The sequence below is a fragment of the Vibrio sp. R11-SG3-ISO9 genome (genome assembly GCF_059834255.1).
Genome location: NZ_JCBDGU010000055.1, coordinates 39368 through 66236, shown reverse-complemented (window position 1 = coordinate 66236; position 26869 = coordinate 39368). Strand labels below are relative to the sequence as shown.

Sequence of the window (26869 nt, the reverse complement as noted above, 5' to 3'; positions counted from 1 at the left end):
GCATCACGCATATCAGAATTGAGGTGAAGAGCGGATAGGCTCCCTACGAACCTACCCACCCTGGGGGTTAGGGATAAGCAACATACTCAGCAACTCGCGTTCTGTTCATGTTGCTTATCAGACTAGGTTAGATAGCCGCTTTTACTGCTTTCGCTAACTTAGTTGCTGCCTCTTTAGGATCGGCATCTTTCTCATTGAAGAAGTTAGTCACAACATCATAGATGGCGCCTTGAGCGTAGCTTGTTGTAGATAGGCCGTGAGCCATACTCGGTACAAGGTCGCCCGATTCCGCACTCGCTTTGAAGGTTGCCATGGAGTCCAACGCACATTGGTCGAACTTAGACATATCCATATCAAGGCGCACTGGGATAGAACCTTTGTTTAGGTTGAAGACCTCTTGGAAGTCTTTAGTAAGAATGGTTTTCGCAAGATCTTGTTGCGCTTTTTGATTCTCTTTATCGCCTAGCTCGAAGAAAGCAAAGCTATCGATATTGAAAGTAAATTGGCCGTCAGTACCCGGTGCTGGTGCACAGATGTAATCTTTACCTGGCACTTTGCCTGCTGCGGTAAACTCACCCTTCGCCCAGTCACCCATGATTTGCATTGCCGCTTCACCATTGATAACCATTGAAGTCGCTACGTTCCAGTCACGACCTGGAGAGTTGCTATCGATGTAGTCACGCATCTTTTTGAACTTGGTGAACACTTCCACCATTTTGTCGCCAGATAAAACGTCCATATCCAAATCAACGAACGCTTTGTTGTAATCTTCACTTCCAAGTACATCAAGTGCTACTGCCTCGAAGACTGTCGCGTCTTGCCAAGGTTGACCGCCGTGCGCTAGAGGGATGAAACCTGCTGCTTTGATCTTGTCTGCAGCGACAAAGAACTCATCTAATGTCGTTGGAACCGTCACACCTGATTTTTCGAGCACTTCCGGGTTTGCCCAAAGCCAGTTAACACGGTGAACGTTCACAGGAACCGCTACGTACTCGCCGTCCCATTTCATCACTTTGGTAACAACAGCGGGCAGTAAGTCATCCCACTTTTCTTGTTTCGCGGTTGCATCGAGAGACGTTAGAAAACCTAAACCACCCCACTCCTGAATATCATGACCTTTGATCTGCGCGGCAGATGGCGGATTACCAGATACTGCTCGTGTTTTTAAAACGGTCATTGCACTTTCACCGCCGCCACCAGCAACAGCGAAATCTTTCCAAGTATGACCTTGTTCTTCAATCATCTCTTTAAGTACTGCGGCGGATTTAGCTTCACCGCCAGCAGTCCACCAGTGAAGCACTTCCACTTCACCAGCTTGAGAAAATGTTGAGGCAGCAAGAAGAGATAGAGTAAGTAGGGTTTTATTGATTTTCATTATAATCTTCCATGTTTAGCGGACTCGACGCCCGGTTCAATAAAGAGTCTACTTATTCTGATTTATAAGATTGAAACAAAAGGTAAGCCCAATGTAACACAATTGTTACATTACACTTCTAGGCCACGTGGGATATAGACTTTGGCTTCTAAACCACCTTGAGGGGAGTTGCGAATAATGAGATCTCCGCCATGTCCGTGCAGGATATTTCGACAGATTCCGAGACCTAAACCGTGCCCTTGATCGTCGGTCGCGAGCCTAAAGTAGGGTTCAAATACCAACTCAAGTTTGTCTTCTGGGATTCCTTTTCCGTAGTCCTGAATCGTTACGATAACCCACACAGAATCGCTACTGATATCAATTTTAGCGGATGTTCCGTATTTCACCGCATTGTCGATAAGGTTGGTCAGCACACGTTTAATCGCTAATGGTTTGGCGACTAAAGGCTCCACCACAATGGGCTCAAACTCTACTAAGGTTTGATGCTGGTTATGCGATTCAATAACCGAAGAAACCATGTCATTAAGGTCGATAATGGCGTTGTTTTCGTGAAGGTCGGTATCTCTTACTGCTTGCAGAGCCCCCTTAACCATCATCTCTAGCTCATCCAAATCCTTGTTGAACTTCTCTTTCTTAACTTCGCTTTCCAATAGTTCAGCTCTTAGCCTAAGCCGAGTTATGGGTGTTTTTAAATCATGAGAGATAGCTGAGAAGAGATGTTCTCTATCGGCCACATAACGACGAATACGCTGCTGCATGCGATTAAACGCCCGAGTTGCTGTGACCAGTTCAGTCGCCCCCTCTTCGTTAAGTGGCGGTTGCTGAATATCCATACTCATCTCGTTAGCGGCCCTTGCGAGCTTTTTAAGCGGACGTACTTGGCGGCGAATCATTAAGTAGGTCAACACTAGTAAAATCAGCGTTGAAGAGAGCAAGAAGATCACCTGCTCACGACCAAGAATAGTGTCATCCAGTTTGACATAGGGTGCAGGCAACAGCGCCGCAATATAGACCCACTCATGGCTGGCTAGCTCGATTTGAACAACCAGAATCGGTGGATTAAGAGGCTCTAACGTTAAGGTATGATGGGCCCACGATCGCGGGAGATCGCTCAAGTAGATATCATTTTTAAGCAAGCGAAGATGTTCTGGGCGAGAGAAATCGACACGAACTGATTCCACCTTATTAAGCTTGCTACTCAAGACACTCTCTATCGCTTCTATCGATGCGGTTTTTAAGCGGGTATCGGGGATTGGTTCAACAATCAAAGCCTCTTTATTAAAAGAGACGAAGAATCGCGTACCGCCCATATTGCGGATTTGGTCTAACACGATATGACGATATTTGACGGGCAAAGACTGGAAGAAAGTCACTGTTGAAGCAAACATGTTCGCCATGCTCGATGAGGCAGAACGAATACCTTCTAGCTCTTTTTGTTTGGATTCGCTATACCAAATCGACGTTGCAATGCCTTGTGCGATGACGACGGCTAACAAGGTCAAAAGCAAGGTTCGAGCAACCAAGGAATTTGGCTTTAAACTTCTCAACCACTTCATAAGGACTTCTTACTCAGTGTTCATAATGCACAGGTACAGCCAATATATAGCCATTGCCACGCATGGTTTTGATGTAGTGCGGGTATTTAGCGCTATCACCCAGTCGGCTTCTCAAGCGACTCAATTGAACATCAATACCGCGCTCAAAAGGCAGTGCTTCACGTCCTCTGGTAGCAAAAGAGATAGTATCCCGGTCTAGCACTTCATTGGGGCGAGTTAGGAACAGCATTAACAGTGAGAAATCACTGCCCGACAAATCCATCTCTTCAGCGCTTTCATTGTGTGAGATTCGGTGTGCAAGTGTATCGAGCGTCCAATCACCAAAGATGATCTGTTTAGGCAGTGCATCACTCGGCTTGTCATCAACCACTTGAACACGGCGTAACAGAGCTTTGATGCGAGCCATTAATTGGCGCGGGCTAAAAGGTTTGGCGATATAATCATCGGCACCAATTTCCAAACCAATGATCTGATCGGTTTCGTCCGATACCGCAGTCAGCATAATGATAGGCACATTGGAATTTTTACGAACGCGCTGGCACAAAGTGAAACCATCGTCCCCAGGAAGCATTACATCAAGAAGAATCAGATCAGGGTAACCTTGACTCTGAAGGTGAATGTCTAGTTCCGCCCCATCTCCAACCGAAGAAACATCGAAGCCCGATTTTGAGAGGTACTCTTCCAGCAACTCGCGGATTTCTTGATCATCATCCACCACGAGAATTCGAGTATTTGTTGGCATCGCCCAAACCTATAAAATTTACAACTTATTCACATAGTGTATAGGCAGGTCGAGTTTTTGATTATTGATATGTCTGTAAAATTAGAACAATGAACAGATAGAGATCACAACTAGATAACCTCTATCTGCATTTCTAGTGATGGACTGCACTAAGACGAACAGCTGATCTCCATCTCCTTGCCCCACTCAGGAGGCAGAGCAGCCAAATATTCATAGTCAGGATGTTCGGCATATGGATCGGCGAGCACTACCATTAATGCATCAACCACACTGCTATCGCCCTCTTCCGCTTTATCAATTGCCAATTGAGCCAAGTAGTTACGCAGTACATATTTCGGATTGATTGCACGCATCTTTTGACAGCGCTGTTCCGTAGTTTCCTGTTCCAGTTCACAGCGCTTAAGGTAACTATCAACCCAAAGTTTGGCTGCTTCGCGGTCGATGACTAGATCAATCACCTCTTGCTCAGATTGCGTATCGAGATCCGACAGCGCTCTGAAGAATCGAGAATAATCGACGCGGTTTTGTGACATTAGCTCGAACATAGACTCGAACAGGCGACTGTCTCCTTCTTGTTTCGATAACAGTCCGAGCTTTCTACGCATAAGCTGACTAAAATAGCCATTCATTTGAGGTTCGTACATCTCAAGCGCAGCTTCTAAATCAGCTCGCTCAATCAGAGGAGATAGCGCATGCGCTAGTGCAGACAAGTTCCACATACCAATACGAGGCTGTTGATTGAATGCGTAACGACCTTGATAGTCCGAATGATTACAAATAAGACGAGAATTATACTCATCCATAAATGCGAACGGGCCGTAATCAAACGTCTGGCCAATGATCGACATGTTGTCCGTGTTCATCACCCCGTGGGCAAAACCATTTGCCTGCCACAACGCAATCATCTCCGCAGTGCGGTCAACGATCTGATTGAACATCGCCGCGTAAGGCTTTTCTTCGTTTAGACATTGTGGGAAGTGCCACTCAATCACCTTATCAGCCAATAGCTTTTGCTCTGCAAGTTGATTGGTGTAAAACAGATATTCAAAATGGCCAAAGCGAATATGAGATTCTGATACACGCAATAGCAGCGCACCTTTCTCCTGCTTTTCACGGTACACCGGCGTGTCACTGATCATCATGGCGAGTGCACGTGTGGTTGGAATATTCAGCCCAGCCATCGCTTCACTGCAAAGATACTCACGAACTGTCGAGCGGATCACCGCACGCCCATCACCCATACGAGAATAAGGGGTTTTACCTGCACCTTTAAGGTGTAAGTCGAACGTTTCACCACTTTTAGCAACCACTTGAGATAAGAGTAACCCTCTTCCGTCACCAAGATCTGGGTTGTAAGCGCCAAATTGATGACCTGCATACTTCATCGCAATAGGGTCAAAGTTTTCGTTGTCGACTAAACCGGACAGTGAATTCAAGAGATCTGCATTGAGGCTCTCAGTTCCGTCCACAGAAGGAAAACCAAGTTCCGTTGCCAAAGTGTTGTTCCACGCAAGCCAGCGAGGGTTCAATAACGGCGTTGGATCAACACGAGAGTAAAAGGTTTGCGGCAGTTCGACGAATCGATTGTTAAAAGAGAGATGGTCCCAAATAGACATAACGACACACTTTGATCAAATAGTAGTGTCAGATTATCACAGTTTGGTAACAACTTCTGGAAAGGTTGAGTGGCTAACTACTGGGTCTTGGCGGTTTGATCGCAAAGGTAGAAAGCCACGTTCAATGTTTAGATAAGATTGAGCGATAAGATCGTGAAAAAGAGTTATTCATAACAATTTTCGAGTTGCGTAAACCTAATTAGATTAGAGCTAGAATAGCGACTAGAGAAACCGATGCGAAAAGCCAAGTACGACCGATAACGCCAAAATGAGAGTGTTGAATCATTTCTTGATGCTGCATAAATGCGCTCCTTAACTATATATACCGTGTATATACAATATATCGACAAGCAGCCGAAATCGGCAAGCACATTAATATTAACTTTTTATTACAGCATCAAGAAATTTACGTAACAATTGAGATTTCTTATGCTTTAAGCACGCGTTGTAGTCGATAGAAGCGCTCCAGCACCAATAAATACACCACCAGTCACTCGATTAAACATCTTGGCTCTGCCCTTCGCAAACAACCAGTTAGATGATTTAGCTCCAAGATAGGCATACATAAGTAACCAAGATAGCTCCATCACAGCGAAGGTCGTCGCAAATACGACAAACTGCGGAAACAATGCTGCTGTTGGGTCAATAAACTGCGGGAAAAGAGCGGTAAAGAACAAGATAGCTTTAGGGTTACTCGCTCCAACAATAAAACCGCTTAGGTAATGTTGTAGGTAAGTGCCTTTGTTTTGCTTACTGCCTTCCTCTCCTTGCTCATCAAGCTGATAACTCTGTTGGTTTGAACGCAGTGACTTCCAACCGAGGTAAATCAGATAGGCTGCACCCGTCCATTTGATGATGTTAAACACGACCTCAGACGAAGCGATGATGACGCCAAGCCCAGTAAAAGACAGGGTTAAGATTGAGGTAATCGCCGTTAAGCTACCAAGGGCGGTAAAAACTGAAAGCCTAAAACCTGATTGCACCGCCTTCGTCATACACAACAAAGAACTTGGTCCAGGTGATGCTGTTAGCACCAATACGGCAAGAAAGTAATAAACCCAAATATCAAAACTCATCGTGAATCCTCCGTAACTCACTAGGGCGTGTTGACCTTTCGTGGTTGAATATTGTTCGGATGGGGACGCCTAGTCAAAAGCGTTTTAATCGCGGCGAGGGAGAAGTAGCCTAGTCATTCTAAGCAAATCTCCCTCAACAAAGAGTAAAACGCTTTTTGCGGGGGCGCCCAGCTCGAACCCTTCGGGCAGCGTTTGCTGGTCATTTCTACTACGTTATCGGCTTCTCATGTAGGCTAGCTACACATCAAAGCCTCTGCCTTGTATAAATACCCAGCAACTCGCTGCAAAAACCAGCTCGAAAGGTCAACACGCCCTTAAATATAAATTTTAGGCTCCAATATGAATCAGATGTGCAACTTGATCAACTTCACCACGTTGCTTTCTCTATCGCTGAACGGGACTTACCTTCGCGAAAACCTTCGCCATACGGTGTAATCGTCCACCCTAAGGATAAATAGCAAAGTCTTTATTCAAAGATAGGGATAAACCAAGCATTACTCGCCAAAAACAAAAAAGCCACACTGTTCAGCGCGGCTTTAGATTCGTAGTTCTGCTAATTAGTCTTTGTAGATAGAGAACTCATCAGCGTGCTCAAGCATCTGAGCGCGTGTGATCATGAATACGCCATGACCACCATTTTCGAACTCAATCCAAGTGAATGGAATGTGTGGGTACTGTTCCATCATGTGAACCATCGAGTTGCCCACTTCACAAATAAGGATACCTTCGTCTGTTAGGTAATCTGGTGCGTTAGCTAGAATGCGACGAACCAACTTCAGGCCGTCAGTACCTGCAGCTAGGCCTAGCTCAGGCTCATGAGTGAACTCATCTGGCAGGCTGTTCATATCTTCTTCATCCACGTATGGTGGATTCGATACGATCAGGTTGTACTTCTCTTTTGGCAGATCGCGGAACAGATCCGAACGGATTGGGAACACTTGCTGCTCCATGCCGTGGTCTTGAACGTTCTGCTCAGCCACTTGCAGTGCGTCAGTTGAGATATCAATTGCATCCACTTCCGCTTCAGGGAATGCGTGTGCACAAGCAATCGCAATACAACCACTGCCAGTGCATAGATCCATGATGCGAGTCGGCTCTTCAGTCAACCACGGCTGGAATTGCGCTTCGATCAGCTCACCGATTGGAGAGCGAGGCACTAGTACACGCTCATCAACGAAGAATTCAAGACCACAGAACCATGCTTTGTTGGTTAGGTAAGCAGTAGGTGTGCGCTCATTGATTCGTTTAATAACGCGCTCAACGATACGTAGACGCTCACTGCTGGTTAGGCGAGAGTTCAATACGTGCGAAGGAACGTCAATCGGCAGATAAAGGGTTGGTAAAATAAGTTGTACCGCCTCATCCCACGCATTATCTGTGCCGTGACCATAAAATAGGCCCGCTGCATTAAAGCGGCTAACAGTCCAACGAATCACATCTTGAAGCGTGTGTAGTTCTGATACCGCTTCTTCTACAAAAATCTTATCCAAAATCATCTCCGAAAAGCGCTACAATACTGCTAATTACGTTTCAATTTAGAACTTATAACCTGATGAGCAAAAAAGACACCGATCTCGATGACGATTTCGCCCTGTTCAGTGAAGCAGTAAAGGGCGTTAAAAAGTTGCAACAGGATACCATAATCCAGCAGCCAAAAAGAAATACCAAACAAAAAGAAATTACGCGAACAGCCAGACAAGCCAGTGACAGCGAGTTTTATTTTTCGGACGAGTTCATCCCTCATCTAAGTGAAGATGGCCCAACTCGTTACGCGCGTGATGATGTGTCTAAGTACGAAGTCAAAAGGCTGCGTCGTGGCGTCTATGTGCCGGATGTCTATCTCGATATGCACGGCATGACTCAACAAGAAGCCAAGCGTGAATTAGGCGCCATGATTGCTCACTGTGTTAAAGAAGGCGTCTCTTGTGCTTCTGTGCAGCACGGTATTGGTAAGCACATCCTAAAAGAGAAAGTGCCGTTGTGGCTTGCGCAGCATCCGGATGTGCTTGCGTTCCACCAAGCTCCATTGGAGTTCGGCGGCAACGGTGCACTGTTAGTTTTGCTCTCTATCCCTGAGAAGTAACGCCTCTAATTGCAATCAACGTAAAGACGTAAGAATGCAGTGAAGCATAGCCACACCCATTGAGATACAAAGAAAAAGGCACATCCGACGATGTGCCTTTTCGTTATTCGACTTTTGGCGAATAGCTTAGTTTGGAGATAACCGATTAAGGGTTAATATTCCAAGCTAGCTCACCTTTTTTGGTCTCTAAATCAAAATCGATACAGACCAATCCCGACGTTGGGAACATAGGTGGCGTCATACCAGTGGCAAACTCTGCCGTTAAATACCCGACCAATGGCAAGTGCGACACAAACAACACACTCTCTAGGTTTTCAACCTCAGCCATCGCAATGGTGTAATCAAAAACTTGGTCGGACACACCATAAGGGGTGATGTCTTCGCTCGTTTCTACCTTATCGCCAGAAAACACTTCAGAGATCTCTAACCAAGTCTCCTGCGCTCTCAAGTATGGGCTAACCAATACTTTATCAAAATGAGTTACGCCTTGTTCTGCGGCAGCTTGTGCTACTGCAAGCGATAACTTCTTACCACGCTTAGTGAGCGCACGCTCTGCATCTGTGTTTGCAAAATGCTCTGCTTCACCGTGACGCATAATGAATACTTTCATGTTCTATCCTGTCTATGTAGCCGTTAAAAGCTTAGCAATCAATCGACCGCCTGAACGCTACTTAGGGGTGACTCTAAAGTTATAGAAACTTTGTTCGTTGTAAATAATTATACCAAGTCACTTGCCAAAGAGTTCGACTTTCTTAACAATCTTATTAAAAGAAAATAAATCACTGATAAAAATCGATAAAATCGATTTCAAAAGCAACAAAAAGCTCTTCATATCCCAAAATAGGATTACAAGGTTTGCACCGATTTACATCGGGTACATAATTTAAACACTACCTTCTCTGGAGACACGCGTGTGCATCTAAGCCCAAACGACGAACACCAATACCGCTACTTAACGCTTAATAATGGCTTAAGAGTGTTGCTTGTTCATGACCAACACGCTCAAAAAGCCGCCGCCGCATTAGCGGTCAATGTCGGGCACTTCGATGACCCAAGTGATCGAGAAGGTTTAGCTCATTACCTAGAGCATATGCTTTTTTTGGGAACTGAAAAGTATCCAAAGGTCGGAGAGTTCCAAAGTTTTATTAGCCAACATGGTGGCAGCAATAATGCTTGGACTGGCACAGAACATACCTGTTTCTTTTTCGATGTCGAGTTAGATGCGTTTGAAAATGCGCTCGACCGCTTCAGCCAGTTTTTCACGGCTCCGTTATTCAATGAAGAAGCGCTAGATAAAGAACGCCAAGCAGTTGATTCTGAATACAAAATGAAGCTCAACGACGACTCGCGACGCCTCTATCAAGTGACCAAAGAGTTGGTCAACCCTGAGCACCCTTTCGCCAAGTTTTCTGTCGGTAACATTGAAACGCTAGGCGATAGAAACGGACAAACCATTCGCCAAGAGATCCTGGATTTCCACCAGCAACAATATTCCGCCGATTTAATGACGCTAACCTTGTCGGGTAATCAGCCTCTCGACCAAATGCAGAGTTGGGTTGAGCAAAGATTCAGCAGCATTGTTAATCATCAGCGACAAGGGAAGAAAGTCGACGTTTCGATTGTTGGCCCAGAAAGCACTGGCGTTCAGGTGTTTGTCGAACCGATTAAAGAGATTCGCAAACTAATACTGACCTTCCCGATGCCAAGCATGGATGAACATTACAGCATTAAGCCCCTCTCCTTCTTTGCACATTTACTGGGCTATGAGGGTGAAGGCAGTCTGATGATGCAATTGAAAGAGAAAGGCTGGATCACTTCGCTTTCTGCTGGCGGTGGAGCCAGTGGCAGCAACTATCGTGATTTCACGGTGAGCTGTTCACTCTCTGTCGAAGGCTTAACGAAAGTTGATGAGATCACCCAAGCGGTATTTCAATACATCAAGTTGATTGAAAAAGAAGGCATGCAAGAGTGGCGCTACCTTGAAAAGCGCGCTGTTCTCGAATCTGCATTCCGCTTCCAAGAACCAGCTCGTCCGATGGATGTCGTTAGCCACCTTGTGATGAATATGCAGCACTATCCAGAGCATGACGTGGTCTACGGTGACTACAAAATGGAATGTTACGATGAAGCATTACAACTTTCTTTACTCAAACACTTTACCGTCGACAACATGCGCTCAACGCTGATTGCTCAAGGACTTGAGTATGATCGTCAAGCGAAATGGTACTTCACGCCTTACTCGGTGCACCCTTTTACCAAAGAGCAAAAGCAATCTTTCCAATGCATCAACCCTGGATGGGAGTTTGAATTACCGGGTAAAAACCCATTCATCTGTTACGACCTAGACCCAGCAGAGCTTGAAGAGCAAAAAACTCATCCGACTCTTCTACAAGAATTGGACGGGTTTAAATTGTGGCACCTACAAGACACCGAATTTCGCGTGCCAAAAGGCGTGGTGTACGTCGCGATCGATAGCCCTCACTCTGTAGCAAGTCCAAGGAACATTGTTAAGACTCGATTGTGCGTCGAAATGTTCTTAGATTCACTCGAAAAAGAGACATATCAGGCTGAAATTGCCGGAATGGGATACAACATGTATACCCATCAAGGCGGCGTGACACTGACGATTTCGGGCTTTAGCCGTAAGCAACCGCAGCTTCTAAATATGATTCTGGAGCGCTTTGCTTCTCGCCAGTTCAGTCCTGCTCGTTTTGACACGATTAAGAGCCAACTGCTTAGAAGCTGGAGCAACGCTTCGCAAGATCGTCCTATCTCGCAGCTATTTAACGCGATGACTGGGTTACTACAGCCAAATAACCCACCCTATTCGGTGTTAATCGAAGCACTAGAAACCATTGAAGTTGATGAGCTCTCGTCATTTGTTCAAGCTATTTTAGCTGAGCTACATGTCGAGATGTTTGTTTACGGTGATTGGCGTCAAGACGATGCCTTGCAGATGGCAGAATCACTGAAAGATGCTCTAAGAGTCAAAGACCAAGCGTATGAAGAGTCATTGCGACCACTGGTTATGCTTGGAGAAAATGGCAGCTTTCAGCGTGAAGTGGTGTGCAACCAAGATGATTCCGCAATTGTGGTTTACTACCAATGTCCCGACATTTCGCCACAAAGCATCGCTCTCTACTCTTTGGCTAACCATTTGATGTCGGCCACCTTCTTCCATGAAATTCGCACCAAGCAACAGCTCGGATATATGGTTGGCACTGGCAACATGCCACTCAACCGCCACCCTGGTATCGTGCTCTATGTACAGTCACCCAATGCCGCCCCTGTTGACTTGATTTCATCCATCGACGAGTTTCTTAATGCCTTTTACATGGTGCTGTTAGAACTCAATGACTATCAATGGCACAGCAGTAAGCGTGGGCTTTGGAATCAGATATCAACACCCGACACTACATTACGAGGTCGTGCTCAACGTCTGTGGGTCGCAATTGGTAACAAGGATACCGACTTCAACCAGCGTGAACGCGTGTTGGAAGAGCTAAAAGAACTATCACGCAGCGACATGATTCGTTTTGTGGTCAACCAGCTCAAGCCACGCACCGCAAACCGTTTGGTGATGCATGCGCAAGGTAACGCTCATCAAGAGGAACCATCTCTGTCTATGGGCGTTGAGATTGGCTCTATTGAAGAGTTCCAGCTGCGCCCGAAAGATACTGAGCTCGGTTAAATAATTTACTCTTTAGGACTCAAAGGTTGATGTTAGTGCATCAACCTTTTTTGATCTGCCTCGCGCTAAAAGAGATCTCCTACTACGCTCCTTCGTCGCTTTAGGAGATGAAGTCATTTTTCATGAACTTTTACCGTCATTCCCGAGAAGGAGGAACGACTGAGTCGGGAACCTGCTTACTGCACGCACCAAACAAAAAGCCCGCATCGTCAATGTATGCGGGCTTTGTCATGAGTTTATACCACTCTAATTATAGAACGGCTCATCCAGACCTGCGCGAGTCAGTAGACCATCACACGGAGCGAAACGATCACCGTACTTCACAGCAAATTCGTTCATCATTTCAACCAGCGACTTCACGCCAATTTGATCCATGTAACGGAACGGACCACCTAGGAATGGAGGGAAACCGATACCGAAGATAGCGCCTATATCACCATCACGTGGACTACGGATGATGCCTTCATCTAGACAACGAACAGCTTCATTTAGCATTGGCAGCACACAGCGCATTGCGATGTCGTTATCACTCAACTTAGGATCTGGCTGAAGCTTCAGAAGTTTGTAGACTGACTTGTCGACTTCTTTCTTCTTACCTTTGTAAGTGTAGAAACCTTTGCCGCTCTTACGCCCTTTGCGGTTGTCGTTCAATAGAACATCGAACACGTCAGGACCTTGGAAACGGTCACCCAACTCATTCACTAGAATCGGCATGATTTTAGCGCCAATATCTACGCCTACTTCATCTAGCAGAGTAATTGGCCCCACCGGGAAACCGAAATCAAGCAGAGCACTGTCGAGCTTTTCGATAGGCTCATTCGCTAGCAGAAGGTGAGCTGCTTCGTTCATGTATGGCGCTAGGATACGGTTTACATAGAAGCCCGCTTTATCTTTCACAACGATAGGTGTTTTACCTTGCTTCTTCGCGAGAGCAACCACTGTTGAGATAGTCTGATCTGACGTTCCTTCATGAGGGATAACCTCAACCAATGGCATTTTTTCTGCTGGGCTGAAGTAGTGAAGACCGACAACATTTTCAGGGCGCTCTGCTTTCTCTGCAATCTTATGGATTGGCAGAGACGAGGTGTTAGTGGCAAAGATCGTTTCTGGCTTCGCATTTTCTTCGATATCCGCGACCATTTTTTGCTTAAGATCCAGATCTTCGAATACTGCCTCGATCACTACATCAATATGGTTGAAGCTAGTAAAATCGATACCACCTGATAGCTGTAGCATTTTGCTTTCCAAACCTGCACGGCTCAGAATGCGGCGCTTCTTCTGCTTATTGAACAGCTTGTAGTTGTAATTCAAAGCGTTCAGAACACCATCGTTCGAAACATCTTTAATACGAACTGGAACCTTAGCTTTAGCAACACTTACGTGACTGATACCAGCACCCATCAGGCCACCACCTAAGACACCCACGCGGTTAACGCGATTTGGCTCAGCATCGGCACCATGCTCTTTCTTCATCTCTGTTGTAGCGAAGAAGATAGAACGAAGGGCTTTTGATTCGTCACTCATTACTAGCTCAGAGAAACGCTGCGCTTCATATTTCAAGCCTTTATCAAATCCGTTCTCTAAACCATGACGAATCACGTCAAGAATCGCGTCAGCTGCTGGGTAATTACCACGTGTTTTCTGATTGGTTTTCTTGGCTGCTTGCTCGAAAATAACCTTACGACCCAGGCCGTTTCGAGAAATCAGTTTCTCTTTCGTCGAAGCTTGGCTCTTCGACGCCAGACGTTTACCCTTCTTGCTACCCGCGTTCTTCTCGACTAAGTCTTTCGCTACTTTAAGGAGAATAGTTTCAGGCACACAGGCATCGACAACGCCTAACTTCTTCGCCTTTTTCGCACGTAACTGCTTACCCGTTAAGATAAGGTCTAGCGATGGTAACAAGCCAATCAGGCGAGGCAAACGCTGAGTACCTCCAGAGCCTGGCAATAGGCCTAGCTGTACTTCTGGTAGGCCTAAACGGGTTTTGTCTGAATCAGTACAAACTCGGTAGTCACACGCTAGAGCAAGCTCTAGACCACCACCTAAACAAGGACCGTGAATCGCAGCAACTACCGGATATGGTAAGTCAGACAGCTCTTGGAACATCTCCTGACCTTGTCTTGCTAACGATTCAGCTTCACTGGCACTGGTGCATGCATCTAGCATTCGAACGTCGGCGCCAGCAATGAAATTGTCAGGTTTTAAGGAATGAACAATCAGACCTTTAACGCTACTCTGTTTCTCTTTTAGCTGTTCAAAGATGCTCTTCATCTCTTCAGCAAAAGCGGCCTGTAGCGTGTTCATTTTTTCATTAGGAACATCAATCGCCAACCAAGCGATATTTTGATCATCGATGCTCAGCGAGAACGCCTTCTCTGCTGACGCTGGAGCTGATTCATTATTGATAGCAACTTCGTTTTCTGTGTTCACTTCAGCATTATTAGACATTACTCTACCTCCAAGATCATTGCTGCACCAAGACCACCAGCGGCACACGCTGTATTCAACGCTAAACCACCACCACGACGTTTCAGCTCACGCAGAGTCTGCGTCATCATACGAGCACCGGTTGCGGCAAATGGGTGACCATAAGCGATGGAACCACCAAGGACGTTGAACTTGTCCATATCGATTTCACCAATCGCTTTACCTCGACCAAGGTTTTGCTGGGCAAATTCATCACTTGCAAACATTTTCACGTTCGCCAAAGCTTGTGCTGCGAAGGCTTCGTGCATATCAATAAGCGTCAGATCAGACAGCTCTAATCCGGTATTCTCCAACACTTTTGAGGTCGCATAAGTTGGCCCCATCAGCATGTCGGTTTCAACACCGATGGCTGAGAAAGCAAAGCCACGAATGTAGCCCATCACTTCTAAGCCAAGCTCTTTTGCCTTACCTTCACGCATTAACATAACTGCTGCTGCACCGTCGGTTAGTGGTGTCGCGTTTGCTGCCGTTACACTACCGTATTTACGGTCAAAGGCTGGACGCAACTTCGCGTAGCCCTCTAGCGTCGATTCATGGCGAATATTATTATCTTCTGAGATGTACTTCTTATAAGGTGCAGGGAAAGCTGTCATCACTTCATCTTGAATCTTCCCATCTTTCCAAGCTTGAGAAGCAAGAGAGTGTGAACGGTGAGCAAGTGCATCTTGTTCTTCACGCGTAATGCCGTGCGTTTTTGCCATCTGTTCAGCCGTTTGTCCCATAGACAAGCCGGTAGAATACTCAGCGACCGCTGGCGGAACTGGCATGAGATCTTTCACTGACAGGCTTTTTAGTATTTTTAGTTTTTGGCCTAGCGTTTTTGTTTTGCTCAGAGCAAGAAGGTTAGCCGCAAGTTTCTTCGACACACCAATCGGCAGAACAGATGACGAATCTGCACCGCCCGCAATGCCCACATCAATCGTTCCTGCCATGATACTTTCTGCAACGTTGGCCGCCGCTTGAAAGCTTGTAGCACAGGCACGAGTCACACTGTAAGCATCAGTGTGAATGTTCATTCCTGTACCCAACACAATCTCACGTGCGATGTTTGGCGCTTCTGGCATTTGAACCACTTGGCCAAATACCACCTGCTCGATAAGTGCAGGGTCAATATCTGTTCTCGCAAGCATTTCGCTCACGACCATTTTTCCTAGATCTACCGCAGGCACTTGACTAAATTCTGTACTTTGGCGAGCGAATGGGGTTCGTAATCCAGCGACAACGGCAACACGCTCTCCCGAACGAGTTTTGACTTCCTGTTTGCCCATGGTTTCTCCTTAAGTTTGAGAGGTCTGACCTGATGCATTGTAAAGAAGTTGTTAATTTAATCAAACGGCCGTTTAAATAAACGTGACACGGGTAGAAAGCGCTCAGTGATAAGAAGTGTGATATTGAATCGAACCTTTCGGATTATTAAGGCTCAAATAAACGCTAAACTAAAAGCAGGAACAATCATTTGTGATGTATAAGAACTGTGTTGCTTATTAAGTTCTTGAGGCAAAAAAAAACCACACAGAACTGTGTGGTTGGAATGTTTTAAAGCAATTAACGTTACGCCAATTGAAATAATCAGTTTCCTGATTAGGAGAAAGTAAAGTCAGCCTTCAAAAGGAAGTGTCGTCTTGCTCAACATGTTAGCCATAAAGACTAACTAGACGACAAGATGTACTATAGCCTGTTCGAAGTCTTAGATTTTGAAGTAGATCAATTTTAATGTGATTTTACAATCTTCAATCGATTACAGCATAGAAAACAAAGCACAACGAACAAAGACACTCTATCCACAGAGCAAATATGGAGGCTCATGTGTCGATAATAAAAATGTTTGGAAAGAAAACTGCCAAGCGTCCGGTCAACTCTGATATGGACAAACAAAGAAAATACGAAGCGCTCGTGCGTGCTTATCATCGCGACCTGTTTCGCTATGCCTATTGGTTATGCAAAGACAAAAGCATTGCCGAGGATTTAGTGCAGGAAACTTGCCTACGGGCATGGAAGTCATTAGACAGTCTGCAAGATGAGAAAGCAGCGAAATCTTGGTTAATCACGATTTTACGCCGCGAAAATGCTCGACGTTTTGAACGCAAACAATTTGATCTGGTTGATATTGATGACCACGGTAATGATGCTAAAGTCAGTGACGACCCGCATCACCAGCACCAGTGGCTACAAGCCCAGATCATGAAATTAGACGTTGATTACCGTGAACCACTCTTTCTTCAGGTGATTGGTGGGTTTAGTGGTGAAGAGATCGCTGATGTCTTAGAGCTAAACAAAAACACGGTAATGACACGATTATTTAGGGCGCGAAACCAGCTCAAAGAGATGCTGGATTCAGAAGAGGCCGAAAGGGGGCAACATAATGGATGATTTAGAATTCCGTCGTCGTATATTGTCGGAACCGAAACAACGAAATCAAGACATCATGGATGCTACAGCAAACAGTGAGGCCAATAGTAAATTCTTGGATGATGTTCTTGCTCTCGATAAGCAAATTCATTCAGCCATGAACGTGGATGTGCCTGACGATCTTGCCGATCGCATCTTATTCAACCAAACGTCTTATGAAGAGAGTAAAGTGGTTAAGCCTACTTTCGCTCGCCGTGCTATGGCAATGGCAGCATCTGTTGCTTTTGTCGCTGGTCTTCTTGTGGGGCAAGTTAATTGGGGCAACGCGTTTGTTTCTCCTGCACATGCAAGTTTAGCTGACACCGCGTTAAAACACGTTGTCACTGAAAAGCCGTTTGTTGAAGTATTAGATGAGAATGTATCGTCTGATCAAATCAACACTAAGATGAACCCATTTGCGTTCCAATTCGATGATACTTTCCCGTATCACGTTTATTACCTGAACCACTGTGGCTTTGGTAAATCCAACGCAATGCACATGGTATTCCAAGGTGAAAAAGGCAAAGTAACGCTGTTTTTAACCGGTATACCTTCAGACAAAAGTCAGAACTTCGAAGAAGATGGTATGTCTGGTTCCATCACCCCTATCGATGACAGCAGTTTGATACTCGTTGGCATGGAAGGTGAAGATGTCGACAAGATTGCAGAAAAGCTATCTAAAATGATCAAACCGATGAGCTAATCTGCTAGTCAAACGCCCGTAAACACTGAGCCCAGCACTATATCACTGATATTGCGGGGCTTTGTTTTATAAATAGAACCACAACCATTCACAAAATATATAACGCTAGAGTTAAAACTCTAAAAAACAGCGTTTCCTACCATTTTCGTGTCAGATAGGCGTCATTTCCGTAATTTTATGCTCAAATTTCTCAATGGTCGGATTTGTATCCTCTATACTAACGCTTAGGATCAGCCCCCATTGAGCAAAAGCTCAAATAAATCGCCCTGTAGAGGCGGATACATAAAGGAATTAATAAATGACAAACAACACGCGTCTGTTTAAAAAGTCTCTTTTAGCAGTAACAATTACGACAATTACACTCGCCTCTTCACAAGCAATGGCAGCAGGTTTCCAACTTAACTCACAATCAGCAACAGGCCTTGGTCGTGCATTTGCTGGTGATGCAGTAATCGCGGACAACGCATCTGCGATGGCTCGTAATGCGGCAGCGCTTGCTCTTTTCGACCAAACTGAAATTTCTCTAGGCTTTAATGTCATCGATTCAGAAGTTACGGTCAAAGGTTCTGAATACAGTTCTCCTTTAGGTACTCAATCGGTTGAAGATGCAACAAACGACGCAACTTCAGTTGTACCAAACCTTTACATCGCAATGCCTATTAATGAAAAGTTTGCTGTGGGCTTTGGCGCATATTCTAACTTCGGTACTACCAATGAATTTGATGACAACTGGGGTTCAGGGACTGGTACTTTAGTTGTAGATGGTAGTGGCAATCCTCTAACAGTAGTACCTGGTGCAGATGCATTTGGTGGCACTACTAATGTTAGCTCGATGAATTTACTCTTTGCCGCCTCATACCGCATCAACGAACAGTGGAGTGTTGGTGGTGGTATTGACGTAATTTATGGCGAAGGTGAACTAAAACGTGACTCTACAATGAACGTTGTTGTAGCAGGCGTTGGACCAACAGGCACGACTTCTAAACAGAACCTAATGGATGTTGATGCATCAGGTTGGGGTGTTGGGTTCAACTTGGGTGCGGTTTATGAGTTGGACGAAAACAATCGCTTTGGATTGAGCTACCATTACAGCCCTGAAATTGAAGTTAGTGGCACAGTATCGTACCAAGGCAATGGCAACATTGGCGACCTAAAGATTCCTCTACCTTCAATGGCAGAGTTCTCTGGTTACCACCGCATCGAGAACACTAAATTTGCCGTTCACTACAGCATTCAATACATCAGTTGGAGTGACTTTGATGCACTTGTAACTACAGATGGAACAAACATCAAAGATTACAAGTGGCAAGATACTTACCACTACTCAATTGGTGGTACCTACTACATTAACCAAAACTGGGAAGCTCGAATCGGTTACATGTTCGATGAAGGTGTACAAGACTCTCTAACTTCAGTTTCTGTACCAGATTCGGACCGTCAATGGTTCTCGGCAGGTGCAAGCTACCACTTCAACAAAGATCAAACGCTTGATCTTGGCTTTACTTACCTAATAGGTGAGGACGTTAAGGTTGAAGATACAATTAACGGTGGTGCGGCAAATGGTGGTCTAACTTTAAATACCACAACGAAAGCGACCGCAATGCTGTTCGGTGTTCAATACACTCATAGATTCTAAGCACAATATCAAATTTAAAGGGTCGCTATCAGCGACCCTTTTTTATTACCTAGACTAAACAACGATCTCCCAATTAAGCTTACACCTGTATCCTGTAACGCCTTTATATCACTACAAGTGTACGCTCAAAATCCGTAACACCCTCGAAACATTCAGTTTTTTTAGCTGCAATCAGGTCATTTTTAATCATTTAATACCTAAAACAGTGTTTTATTCGAATTTCATTTTTAAAGTAATAGCTCTAAAAGTAAAATCACTGACCTTAATACTTATGATTCAGCGAACATAATAATGAAAATGAATAAGACTCTCCTATCTGCTGCAGTGGCAGTTGGTTTACTTTCTACATCTGGTGTAACACACGCTGCAGGCTTCCAACTAGCAGAATACTCAGCAACTGGCCTTGGTCGTGCATACGCAGGTGAAGCAGCAATGGCAGACAATGCAGGCGCACAATGGCGTAACCCTGCGATGCTTACCTACCTAGAAGGTACACAGGTTTCTGTTGGCGCAATCTACGTTGACCCAAATATTGATGTAAGCGGTGAAGTAACACATGCACACCCAGCACTAGGCTCAACTAATGCATCTTCAAATGATTTCGCTAATGATGCTGTGATTCCTAACTTCTACCTTTCGCATCGCTATAATGAAAAACTTGCGGTCGGTTTAGCTTTTGGTACCAACTACGGTATGGAAACAGACCTAGGCAAAGACTTTGCAGCTTCTCACTTTGGCAACGAAGCAAGCGTCATAACTAAAGAAGCAAATGTAAACATTGCATACCAACTGAACGAAGCTGTAAGTATTGGTGGTGGCGTACGATACGTGATGGGTGAAGGTAGCTTTGGCGCTACAGCGCCTGAAAAGAATGCAGTTGGTGTTGATCCTGGTACAGGAATGCCTATCTCTGTACCAGCAGGTACCACACTAAAATACATGGAAGGTGACGATACTGCATGGGGTTGGCAAATTGGTACAGCTTGGCAAATCAACGAAGCACACCGTATCGGCTTTTCATACAAATCTGAAGTTGACCTGAAGTTAGAAGGACATGCAGAAGGTCTAGGCTTCGGTCTAGCAGGCGGTCAACGAGATACTGGCTACATGAACCTTGCACTTCCTGCTACAGCAGAATTAGCAACCTACCACCAACTTTCAGATAAACTAGCGATTCATGTTAGCTTTAACTGGACAGACTGGAGTTCGTTCGAAAAACTTCAAGCTGAATTGGACAACAATGGTAGCCACACAGTAAAAGTTGAAAACTGGGAAGACAACTACCGTTTGGCACTAGGCGGTACTTATCAGTTAAATCAAAAACTAACTCTTCGTTCAGGTATCGCTTACGATACGTCAGCTGTTAGTGACAAAAACCGTACAATCACTATCCCAGAAACCGACCGTACTTGGCTAAGCATTGGTGCAGGCTACCAATGGTCAGAGCAACTATCTCTGGATGCAGGATTTACATATATTCTAGCTAAAGACGCTCCGATCACAGAATCTCGCGGCTACGCATCAGATGATCAAGCTGAAGCTATCGGTGGTAAGTTTGTTGGTGAAACCTCAGGCAGCATCTGGCTAGTGGGTGTTCAAGCGAACTACCGTTTCTAGGCTATTTGAATACAAAGCAAGATCAAAAAAGCTCGGTACTTACCGAGCTTTTTTATATCTACTGACTTGCTAAGGCTAATCGTTAAAAGTCTTCCAAATAGCCATCAATCAAATCTTCCTCTTCTAGGTCGACCTCTTCTGGCTCAATTTCTGCCTTAAAGTCACGACGTTGAATATAGATATCACGCGTCAGAGCATAAGGGTCTGGAGAATCTTCAAGCAACGCTTCTTGAGATACGAGTTGAGCACGCGACTCCATACCTTCTAGTGCCCACTTACCTAAACCTGCCCAGAAGTTCAATAACGAGAGTGGCACATATAGACCATCGACCTGATCTGCCACTTCACGCGTGGTCACAGGACCATAACCCGGAATCATGAAGTATGGACCATTGCCAACCCCATAGTGACCGATAGCGTCAGAAAACGATTTATCATCGTATTTGGTGATGCCCGCTTCACTCGCAATATCAATCAAACCAACCAAACCGAAAGTAGTGTTAATCCAAAAACGGTTGAAGTGATCCAGCGCTTTTTCACCATTACCCATGATCAAGTTATTGACCATACTGGCTGGTTCATCCAAGTTCGCTAGAAAGTTAGAAATACCGGTACGCACCGGAACTGGTGTGTAGTTAACGTAAGCAAGAGACACAGGGCGTACTAAGTAAGGATCAAGATACTCATAGTTGATATCCCACATAGCACGGTTGAAGCCTTCAAAAGGGTCATTAGGATGCGATTCAGCTTCATATTCCGTCGTCACTTGGCTATCTGATTGTGCGACTTCTTCATCGGGCACACTTGAACACCCGACCGTAATAGTGGCAGCTAAGATTAAGCTAAAAAGTCTTAAAATGCTGATAGACATAACACCTTTTCCATAAGGAATAATAAAAAGGCCAGCAATCGCTGGCCTCAATTGTTTGCGTAAGTCTATAACGTTTCTAAAGAAATCGGAATAGCCTCGCTTGTGCAATTCGCTTATTAATACTGCTGGTCAATACTTAGTGTTACCGGAGAACCTAGCTCTACCACCTCACTCTCACCGTACCAATCGCCTTCGCGAGTCGCAACGTTGCCATCTGTATCAAGCCTAGCGCGAACCATCAGAGATTCAAGACTAGACAGCTTGATGCCCTCCATCATGCTATTACCATCATCCAGTACAACGGTTCGAGGGAATGCACCTAGCGGGTAGCGAGCTGCGGCCACTGGCATAGGAGAACCATCTGCTCTATGTACTGACACGATAAGTACAGCATTAGGATCAGCATTAACTTGCTCACCTAGGTTCAAGGTCACAGCAACACTTTTACCTTCCGCTACACCCATCAAGTTACCCATTTTCTTCTGAGCACTCTCGATGCTGCGCGATAGCATCTCGTAACGGCTGTCTTGAGGACCGATCATCTGTTGCATGATGCTCCAGTATTTCACCGCTGACGGATAGTCTTGACGCTCGAATGCATCAAACGCTAGCAGTGAGAATACACGCAAATCGACGTAGTCTTTCTGTACCAAACGGCTTAGTAGCAGGCGAGCTTGGTTCTGTTCCGCTTCATCTGGCGATAGCATTAACGCCTGTGCAAAACCTAACTGAACGTCTTCGTTATTTGGCTCAAGCTTGTAAGCTCGCTCCATTGCATCGATAGCCGTTTGCGCGTCGCGATTCGCAAGAGCGATACGACCCAACAATAACCAACCTGTCGAATCTTTAGGCTGGTAGTGCAGACGTGTACGAAGTGCAAGCGTTAGGTCTTCCAACTCATCGTCCGTCAGCGCACTGCCCTCTGCAGACATCAACTTCTTAGATAGAGCCGGTAGATTTGCACTCACTTGCTGCCAGTGCTGAACCTTGTCCATCGCACCAAACTGAAAGTACATACCGTAACTAAGCGCGATTACCATCAGCACAGACGGCACAACCACAACAACTGTTGAAATCTGGGTCTTCTTGTTCGCTTTTTCTGCTGGAATATCATCAAGAAGAGACTGCTTAAGATCAGCAATCAGCTCTTGTTGGTTATCAACTAAACCTTCTTCCGCTTCAACTTCTAGCTCATCTAGACGATCTTTATAGAAAGCCTTGTTCAATTCATCACGAAGAGCTTCATCGTTGTTGGCTTTCTTGTTCACAAATGGCAAGACAATCAACACGACAGCAGCTAATGAAAGGATAATTGTAGAAATCCAAAATAGAGTCATTACTTCTTGTCTCCGTCGTTCTCTTCATCGAGTAACGCTTTTAAACGTGCTTCTTTGTCAGCATCCCAATCTTCATTTGACTCTACAGCTTTCGCTTTCGACTTTCTGCTGCGTAGTACAATCAGCGCGAAACCAAATACCACAACGGCAAATGGACCAACCCATAGGATCGATGTTGCTAGCGTTAATGGCGGATTGTAGGTAACGAAATTGCCGTAGCGTGCAATCATGTAATCAATGATCTCTTGCTCAGACTTGCCCTCTTTCGTCATCTCATACACTTTTTGGCGAAGGTCGACTGCTAGTTCTGCATTCGAATCACCAATGGTGTTGTTTTGACATTTTGGACAACGCAGCGTGTTGCTCAAATTTTTGAACTGCTGCTCTTGTTGCAAGTTATCAAACTCATGGATCTCAATAGCCGCAGTAGCTGTTAGAGAAATAGCAAACGTTGCTAACAGCGCAATCAGTGCGTGTTTAATCATTTTGCTTCCTCCAACAAGTCTTGATACATAGGCTCAAGCGTTGATGCCCAGTTAGTTGGGTTTACATCACCAACGTGGCGGTAACGAACAACGCCGTTCGCATCAATCAGAAAAGTCTCTGGAGCACCATATACGCCTAGATCTAGGCCTAACATGCCATTGCCATCGAATAAACTGATTAGGTAAGGGTTACCAAGCTCATTCAACCAACCTACCGCTTTTGTACGATCATCTTTGTAGTTCAAGCCAATGATCTTAACGCCTTGTGCAGCTAGTTTGTTCAAGTAAGAGTGCTCTGCGTAACACGTTGGGCACCATGTAGCCCAAACGTTCAGAAGCAGAGGCTCGCCTTTAAATACAGCTTGGTCGTACAGTTTGCCCGGCTCCGCTAGGTCTTCTAGACGGAATTCAGGAACCTCTTTGCCAATCAATACTGATTCAAGCTTAGTCGGGTCATCACCCGACTGGTTGCGTACAAGCTGAGTTGCAAAAATGACAGCCAGTGCCATAAAAGCAATCAATGGAATGAAAAGTATCTTCTTATTCATTAAGCCTCCTGCTTCTCTGCTGTCTTTTTCGCTGGCTTGCGGAAACGGTAACGACGGTCACTGATCGCAATAGCACCACCAATCGACATGATCAGAGAGCCAGCCCAAATCCAACGAACGAATGGTTTGTAGTAAACACGAACAGCCCAAGATTTATTGTCATCTAGACGTTCACCCATCGCAATGTACAGGTCGCGAGTCACACCGCGATCAATCGCTGCTTCAGTCATCATAGACTTGGCAGTGGTGTAGAAACGTTTCTCTGCGTGCAATGTGTTGATGTACTTACCATCTTTTGTGATTTCAAAATCAGCAATGTAGCCATCGTAGTTCGGACCGTCTTTGTCACGAACACCTGCAAAGTAGAAATCGTACTCTTCAAGTTGGTAGTATTCACCTGGAGCCAAACGCACATCACGCTCGATGCTATAGTTTTGTACCATAGCGATACCGATAACAGTAACGGCAAGACCAAGGTGACCCAACATCATAGCCCAGTGGCTGCGCTGAATCTTAGTAACACCCGTCCAGAAACTATGGCGGTGCGTCGCACGTTCATGCAGCTCAAAGCCGTGCATGAAGATGATCCAGAATGCCATTACCCAGCCAGCAAACGCAGTACCGCTGAAGTATTCAGCAAGCACGCTCACCATCAACCAGCTCAAACCAAGTGACAATACGCCAGACACAACCATTGGTTTAACAAGCTTAGACAGGTTGTCGCGCTTCCAACGGATCAGTGGACCGATACCAAGTAGGAACGAGAAAGGAATCATCAACCAGAAGAACAGCATATCGAAGAATGGAGCACCGATAGATACTGAACCAAGACCAATCTGCTTATGCACAAGCGGTAACAATGTACCAACTAATACAACCACAAGCGCTGCGATAAGTAGCACGTTGTTCGCAAGCAGTGAGTTCTCACGAGAAACAAGGTCGAAGTTACCACGAACTCGTACTGCTGCGCCTTTTACAGCGAACAGAAGTAAAGAACCACCGATAACAAAGACTAAGAAGCCCAAGATAAACATACCGCGAGCAGGATCTGAAGCAAAGGCGTGAACCGATACCAAGATACCTGAACGAACGAGGAAGGTACCCAGTAAGCTCAACGAGAATGCTGAGATTGCTAGCAGTACTGTCCACGCTTTAAATGTACCGCGCTTTTCTGTCACCGCTAAAGAGTGCATTAAAGCAGTACCTGCCAGCCAAGGCATGAATGATGCGTTTTCTACTGGATCCCAGAACCACCAGCCGCCCCAGCCTAGTTCGTAATAAGCCCACCATGAACCTAGTGCGATACCTAGAGTTAGGAATAACCAAGCCGCGATTGTCCAAGGACGAGACCAACGCGCCCATGCCGTATCCAAGCGACCGCTCATTAGAGATGCAATTGCAAAAGAGAACGCTACCGAGAAGCCTACATAACCCATGTAAAGCATTGGTGGGTGAATGATCAAACCTGGATCTTGTAGAAGCGGGTTTAAGTCACGACCATCAACAGGGAAGAATGGCAAGGTACGTAAGAACGGGTTCGAGGTCACAATGATGAACAGCAAGAAACCGACAGTAATCAGACCCATGATCGCCAGAACACGCGCTACCGACTCTTGTGGCATACCACGGCTAAACACCGCTACCGCAACAGTCCAACCTGCTTGGATTAATACCCAAAGCAGTAGTGAGCCTTCGTGTGCACCCCATACCGCCGTAATACGGTAGTACCAAGGTAGCTGGCTGTTTGAGTTACTCGCTACATACTGGACAGTAAAGTCATTGGTGTAGAACGCGTAACATAGAATAAAAAACGAAATCGCTAGGAAAATGAACATACCCCAAGAAAGTGGGCGGGCACTGTTCATCAACAAAGTGTTATTGCGAGCTGCTCCGTAGAGTGGGAGCACACTCAGCAACAATGCCAACCCTAGCGATAGGATCATGGCAAAGTGGCCGATCTCGGCTATCATTTAGCACTTCCTTCTTTTTGTTCAGTCGAGTATTGCAAAGGCTCGTGTGTCTTTTTCATCGCTTCAGCGACTTCAGAAGGCATGTACTCTTCATCGTGCTTAGCTAGAACTTCAAATGCTTCGATGGTCGTCGCATCTTTTAATACGCCCTGAGCAACAATACCTTGTCCCTCACGGAAAAGATCAGGAAGAATACCATCGTAAAGAATGGTTACCTTAGGGCCAACATCCGCTAAATCGAAGCTTACGCGCAAAGATTCGTTATCACGCTTCACAGAGCCAACAACAACCATGCCACCAATTCGCAGGCGTTGGCCTACTTCTGGCTTATGGCCGTCTTTACCGTTTACCAATTCCGTTGGTGTGTAGAACAGATCCATGTTTTGATTCAGTGCATAAACCATCAAACCGACAGTCGCACTAATACCAATAAAAATAGCTAGGACAATGCCCAGTCTCTTTTTACGCCTTGGGTTCATAGAGTGTTCTCCATTTTTTTCGCTGCATCGATTCGCGCCTGGCGATCAACTTTAGCTTGTACTTCATTGAGCAATTGCTTACCACGACGAACGCTAACTACTAGCAGGATGATCATCGCAAGAAAAGTGATTCCGAATGCACTCCAAACGTAAGAGGCGTAACCGCCCATCGCAAAGAAATCACTTAGAGATTCAAAATACATAATTAC

Annotated in this window: 22 protein-coding genes; 6 read left to right on the top strand and 16 right to left on the bottom strand. The window is 45.4% G+C overall.

Translation table 11 applies throughout. The annotated features are described in order from the left end of the window. Positions 1-127: 127 nt before the first annotated feature. The 6 genes from AC6R05_RS20940 to prmB form a co-directional block, all read right to left on the bottom strand. On the bottom strand, positions 128-1375 hold the full coding sequence (locus tag AC6R05_RS20940) for an ABC transporter substrate-binding protein (protein ID WP_150895464.1): 1248 nt from the start codon (positions 1373-1375) through the stop codon (positions 128-130). Positions 1376-1485: 110 nt separating this feature from the next. Continuing rightward, positions 1486-2931 (bottom strand): ATP-binding protein, encoded by a 1446-nt coding sequence (locus AC6R05_RS20935; RefSeq protein WP_500648509.1) that lies wholly within the window; start codon positions 2929-2931, stop codon positions 1486-1488. A gap of 13 nt (positions 2932-2944) precedes the next feature. After that, entirely contained in the window at positions 2945-3673 is a 729-nt protein-coding gene (locus AC6R05_RS20930; protein WP_150895468.1) for a response regulator, read from the bottom strand. 149 nt (positions 3674-3822) lie between these two features. Then, a complete protein-coding gene (locus AC6R05_RS20925) occupies positions 3823-5289 on the bottom strand; it encodes a protein adenylyltransferase SelO (protein ID WP_500648508.1) in 1467 nt (488 codons plus the stop codon). 434 nt (positions 5290-5723) lie between these two features. Then, positions 5724-6365, bottom strand: a complete 642-nt coding sequence (locus AC6R05_RS20920) for a LysE family translocator (protein ID WP_032549620.1) — start codon at positions 6363-6365, stop codon at positions 5724-5726. A 557-nt stretch (positions 6366-6922) separates the two neighbouring features. Next, a complete protein-coding gene (gene prmB, locus AC6R05_RS20915) occupies positions 6923-7855 on the bottom strand; it encodes a 50S ribosomal protein L3 N(5)-glutamine methyltransferase (RefSeq protein ID WP_150895473.1) in 933 nt (310 codons plus the stop codon). Between the two features lie 62 nt (positions 7856-7917). Between prmB and smrB the strand changes: the two genes are divergently transcribed. Next, positions 7918-8448, top strand: coding sequence for an endonuclease SmrB (smrB, locus tag AC6R05_RS20910; RefSeq protein ID WP_032549621.1), 531 nt, complete (start codon positions 7918-7920; stop codon positions 8446-8448). Positions 8449-8593: 145 nt separating this feature from the next. On the opposite strand, the gene sixA is transcribed toward smrB, so the two are convergent. Continuing rightward, positions 8594-9058 carry a phosphohistidine phosphatase SixA gene (gene sixA, locus AC6R05_RS20905; protein WP_500648507.1) on the bottom strand — a complete coding sequence of 155 codons (465 nt, stop codon included), beginning with the start codon at positions 9056-9058 and terminating at the stop codon, positions 8594-8596. Between the two features lie 303 nt (positions 9059-9361). Here sixA and AC6R05_RS20900 point away from each other — a divergent pair, with 303 nt between their 5' ends. Next, complete coding sequence (locus AC6R05_RS20900) at positions 9362-12139, top strand: insulinase family protein (protein WP_500648506.1); 2778 nt, start codon at positions 9362-9364, stop codon at positions 12137-12139. A 246-nt stretch (positions 12140-12385) separates the two neighbouring features. Here AC6R05_RS20900 and fadJ read toward each other — a convergent pair whose 3' ends face one another. Both fadJ and fadI read right to left on the bottom strand, forming a co-directional pair. Then, entirely contained in the window at positions 12386-14587 is a 2202-nt protein-coding gene (fadJ, locus tag AC6R05_RS20895; RefSeq protein WP_500648505.1) for a fatty acid oxidation complex subunit alpha FadJ, read from the bottom strand. Next, positions 14587-15894, bottom strand: a complete 1308-nt coding sequence (gene fadI / locus AC6R05_RS20890; protein WP_032549624.1) for an acetyl-CoA C-acyltransferase FadI — start codon at positions 15892-15894, stop codon at positions 14587-14589. Before fadI ends, fadJ begins: the two co-directional genes overlap by 1 nt. A gap of 553 nt (positions 15895-16447) precedes the next feature. Here fadI and AC6R05_RS20885 point away from each other — a divergent pair. The 4 genes from AC6R05_RS20885 (at position 16448) to AC6R05_RS20870 (ending at position 20970) form a co-directional block, all read left to right on the top strand. Further along, positions 16448-16996, top strand: coding sequence for a sigma-70 family RNA polymerase sigma factor (locus AC6R05_RS20885; RefSeq protein WP_172974261.1), 549 nt, complete (start codon positions 16448-16450; stop codon positions 16994-16996). After that, entirely contained in the window at positions 16989-17717 is a 729-nt protein-coding gene (locus AC6R05_RS20880; RefSeq protein ID WP_150895479.1) for a DUF3379 domain-containing protein, read from the top strand. Before AC6R05_RS20885 ends, AC6R05_RS20880 begins: the two co-directional genes overlap by 8 nt. 298 nt (positions 17718-18015) lie before the next feature. Beyond that, on the top strand, positions 18016-19353 hold the full coding sequence (locus AC6R05_RS20875; protein WP_500648504.1) for an outer membrane protein transport protein: 1338 nt from the start codon (positions 18016-18018) through the stop codon (positions 19351-19353). A 291-nt stretch (positions 19354-19644) separates the two neighbouring features. Next, complete coding sequence (locus AC6R05_RS20870) at positions 19645-20970, top strand: outer membrane protein transport protein (RefSeq protein WP_152468346.1); 1326 nt, start codon at positions 19645-19647, stop codon at positions 20968-20970. Between the two features lie 82 nt (positions 20971-21052). Here AC6R05_RS20870 and AC6R05_RS20865 read toward each other — a convergent pair whose 3' ends face one another. The 7 genes from AC6R05_RS20865 to ccmD form a co-directional block, all read right to left on the bottom strand. Then, positions 21053-21841 (bottom strand): MlaA family lipoprotein, encoded by a 789-nt coding sequence (locus tag AC6R05_RS20865; RefSeq protein ID WP_500648503.1) that lies wholly within the window; start codon positions 21839-21841, stop codon positions 21053-21055. Between the two features lie 116 nt (positions 21842-21957). Beyond that, the gene (gene ccmI, locus AC6R05_RS20860) at positions 21958-23178 is read right to left on the bottom strand and encodes a c-type cytochrome biogenesis protein CcmI (RefSeq protein ID WP_500648502.1); all 1221 of its coding nucleotides are present in this window, start codon (positions 23176-23178) and stop codon (positions 21958-21960) included. Continuing rightward, a complete protein-coding gene (locus AC6R05_RS20855; RefSeq protein ID WP_032549632.1) occupies positions 23178-23663 on the bottom strand; it encodes a cytochrome c-type biogenesis protein in 486 nt (161 codons plus the stop codon). The genes ccmI and AC6R05_RS20855 overlap by 1 nt, the downstream gene beginning before the upstream one ends. Further along, positions 23660-24211 carry a DsbE family thiol:disulfide interchange protein gene (locus tag AC6R05_RS20850; protein ID WP_150871475.1) on the bottom strand — a complete coding sequence of 184 codons (552 nt, stop codon included), beginning with the start codon at positions 24209-24211 and terminating at the stop codon, positions 23660-23662. Before AC6R05_RS20850 ends, AC6R05_RS20855 begins: the two co-directional genes overlap by 4 nt. Further along, the gene (locus AC6R05_RS20845; protein WP_150871473.1) at positions 24211-26181 is read right to left on the bottom strand and encodes a heme lyase CcmF/NrfE family subunit; all 1971 of its coding nucleotides are present in this window, start codon (positions 26179-26181) and stop codon (positions 24211-24213) included. The genes AC6R05_RS20850 and AC6R05_RS20845 overlap by 1 nt, the downstream gene beginning before the upstream one ends. Then, positions 26178-26660 carry a cytochrome c maturation protein CcmE gene (ccmE, locus tag AC6R05_RS20840; protein WP_032549635.1) on the bottom strand — a complete coding sequence of 161 codons (483 nt, stop codon included), beginning with the start codon at positions 26658-26660 and terminating at the stop codon, positions 26178-26180. The genes AC6R05_RS20845 and ccmE overlap by 4 nt, the downstream gene beginning before the upstream one ends. Further along, the gene (gene ccmD, locus AC6R05_RS20835; protein ID WP_032549636.1) at positions 26657-26863 is read right to left on the bottom strand and encodes a heme exporter protein CcmD; all 207 of its coding nucleotides are present in this window, start codon (positions 26861-26863) and stop codon (positions 26657-26659) included. The genes ccmE and ccmD overlap by 4 nt, the downstream gene beginning before the upstream one ends. Positions 26864-26869 lie beyond the last annotated feature (6 nt).

Coding starts and splice junctions, on each gene's coding strand:
- AC6R05_RS20940 (WP_150895464.1), bottom strand. CDS start 1,375: ATGAAAATCAATAAAACCCTACTTACTCTATCTCTTCTTGCTGCCTCA.
- AC6R05_RS20935 (WP_500648509.1), bottom strand. CDS start 2,931: ATGAAGTGGTTGAGAAGTTTAAAGCCAAATTCCTTGGTTGCTCGAACC.
- AC6R05_RS20930 (WP_150895468.1), bottom strand. CDS start 3,673: ATGCCAACAAATACTCGAATTCTCGTGGTGGATGATGATCAAGAAATC.
- AC6R05_RS20925 (WP_500648508.1), bottom strand. CDS start 5,289: ATGTCTATTTGGGACCATCTCTCTTTTAACAATCGATTCGTCGAACTG.
- AC6R05_RS20920 (WP_032549620.1), bottom strand. CDS start 6,365: ATGAGTTTTGATATTTGGGTTTATTACTTTCTTGCCGTATTGGTGCTA.
- smrB (WP_032549621.1), top strand. CDS start 7,918: ATGAGCAAAAAAGACACCGATCTCGATGACGATTTCGCCCTGTTCAGT.
- sixA (WP_500648507.1), bottom strand. CDS start 9,058: ATGAAAGTATTCATTATGCGTCACGGTGAAGCAGAGCATTTTGCAAAC.
- fadJ (WP_500648505.1), bottom strand. CDS start 14,587: ATGTCTAATAATGCTGAAGTGAACACAGAAAACGAAGTTGCTATCAAT.
- fadI (WP_032549624.1), bottom strand. CDS start 15,894: ATGGGCAAACAGGAAGTCAAAACTCGTTCGGGAGAGCGTGTTGCCGTT.
- AC6R05_RS20885 (WP_172974261.1), top strand. CDS start 16,448: ATGTTTGGAAAGAAAACTGCCAAGCGTCCGGTCAACTCTGATATGGAC.
- AC6R05_RS20880 (WP_150895479.1), top strand. CDS start 16,989: ATGGATGATTTAGAATTCCGTCGTCGTATATTGTCGGAACCGAAACAA.
- AC6R05_RS20875 (WP_500648504.1), top strand. CDS start 18,016: ATGACAAACAACACGCGTCTGTTTAAAAAGTCTCTTTTAGCAGTAACA.
- AC6R05_RS20870 (WP_152468346.1), top strand. CDS start 19,645: ATGAAAATGAATAAGACTCTCCTATCTGCTGCAGTGGCAGTTGGTTTA.
- AC6R05_RS20865 (WP_500648503.1), bottom strand. CDS start 21,841: ATGTCTATCAGCATTTTAAGACTTTTTAGCTTAATCTTAGCTGCCACT.
- ccmI (WP_500648502.1), bottom strand. CDS start 23,178: ATGACTCTATTTTGGATTTCTACAATTATCCTTTCATTAGCTGCTGTC.
- AC6R05_RS20855 (WP_032549632.1), bottom strand. CDS start 23,663: ATGATTAAACACGCACTGATTGCGCTGTTAGCAACGTTTGCTATTTCT.
- AC6R05_RS20850 (WP_150871475.1), bottom strand. CDS start 24,211: ATGAATAAGAAGATACTTTTCATTCCATTGATTGCTTTTATGGCACTG.
- AC6R05_RS20845 (WP_150871473.1), bottom strand. CDS start 26,181: ATGATAGCCGAGATCGGCCACTTTGCCATGATCCTATCGCTAGGGTTG.
- ccmE (WP_032549635.1), bottom strand. CDS start 26,660: ATGAACCCAAGGCGTAAAAAGAGACTGGGCATTGTCCTAGCTATTTTT.
- ccmD (WP_032549636.1), bottom strand. CDS start 26,863: ATGTATTTTGAATCTCTAAGTGATTTCTTTGCGATGGGCGGTTACGCC.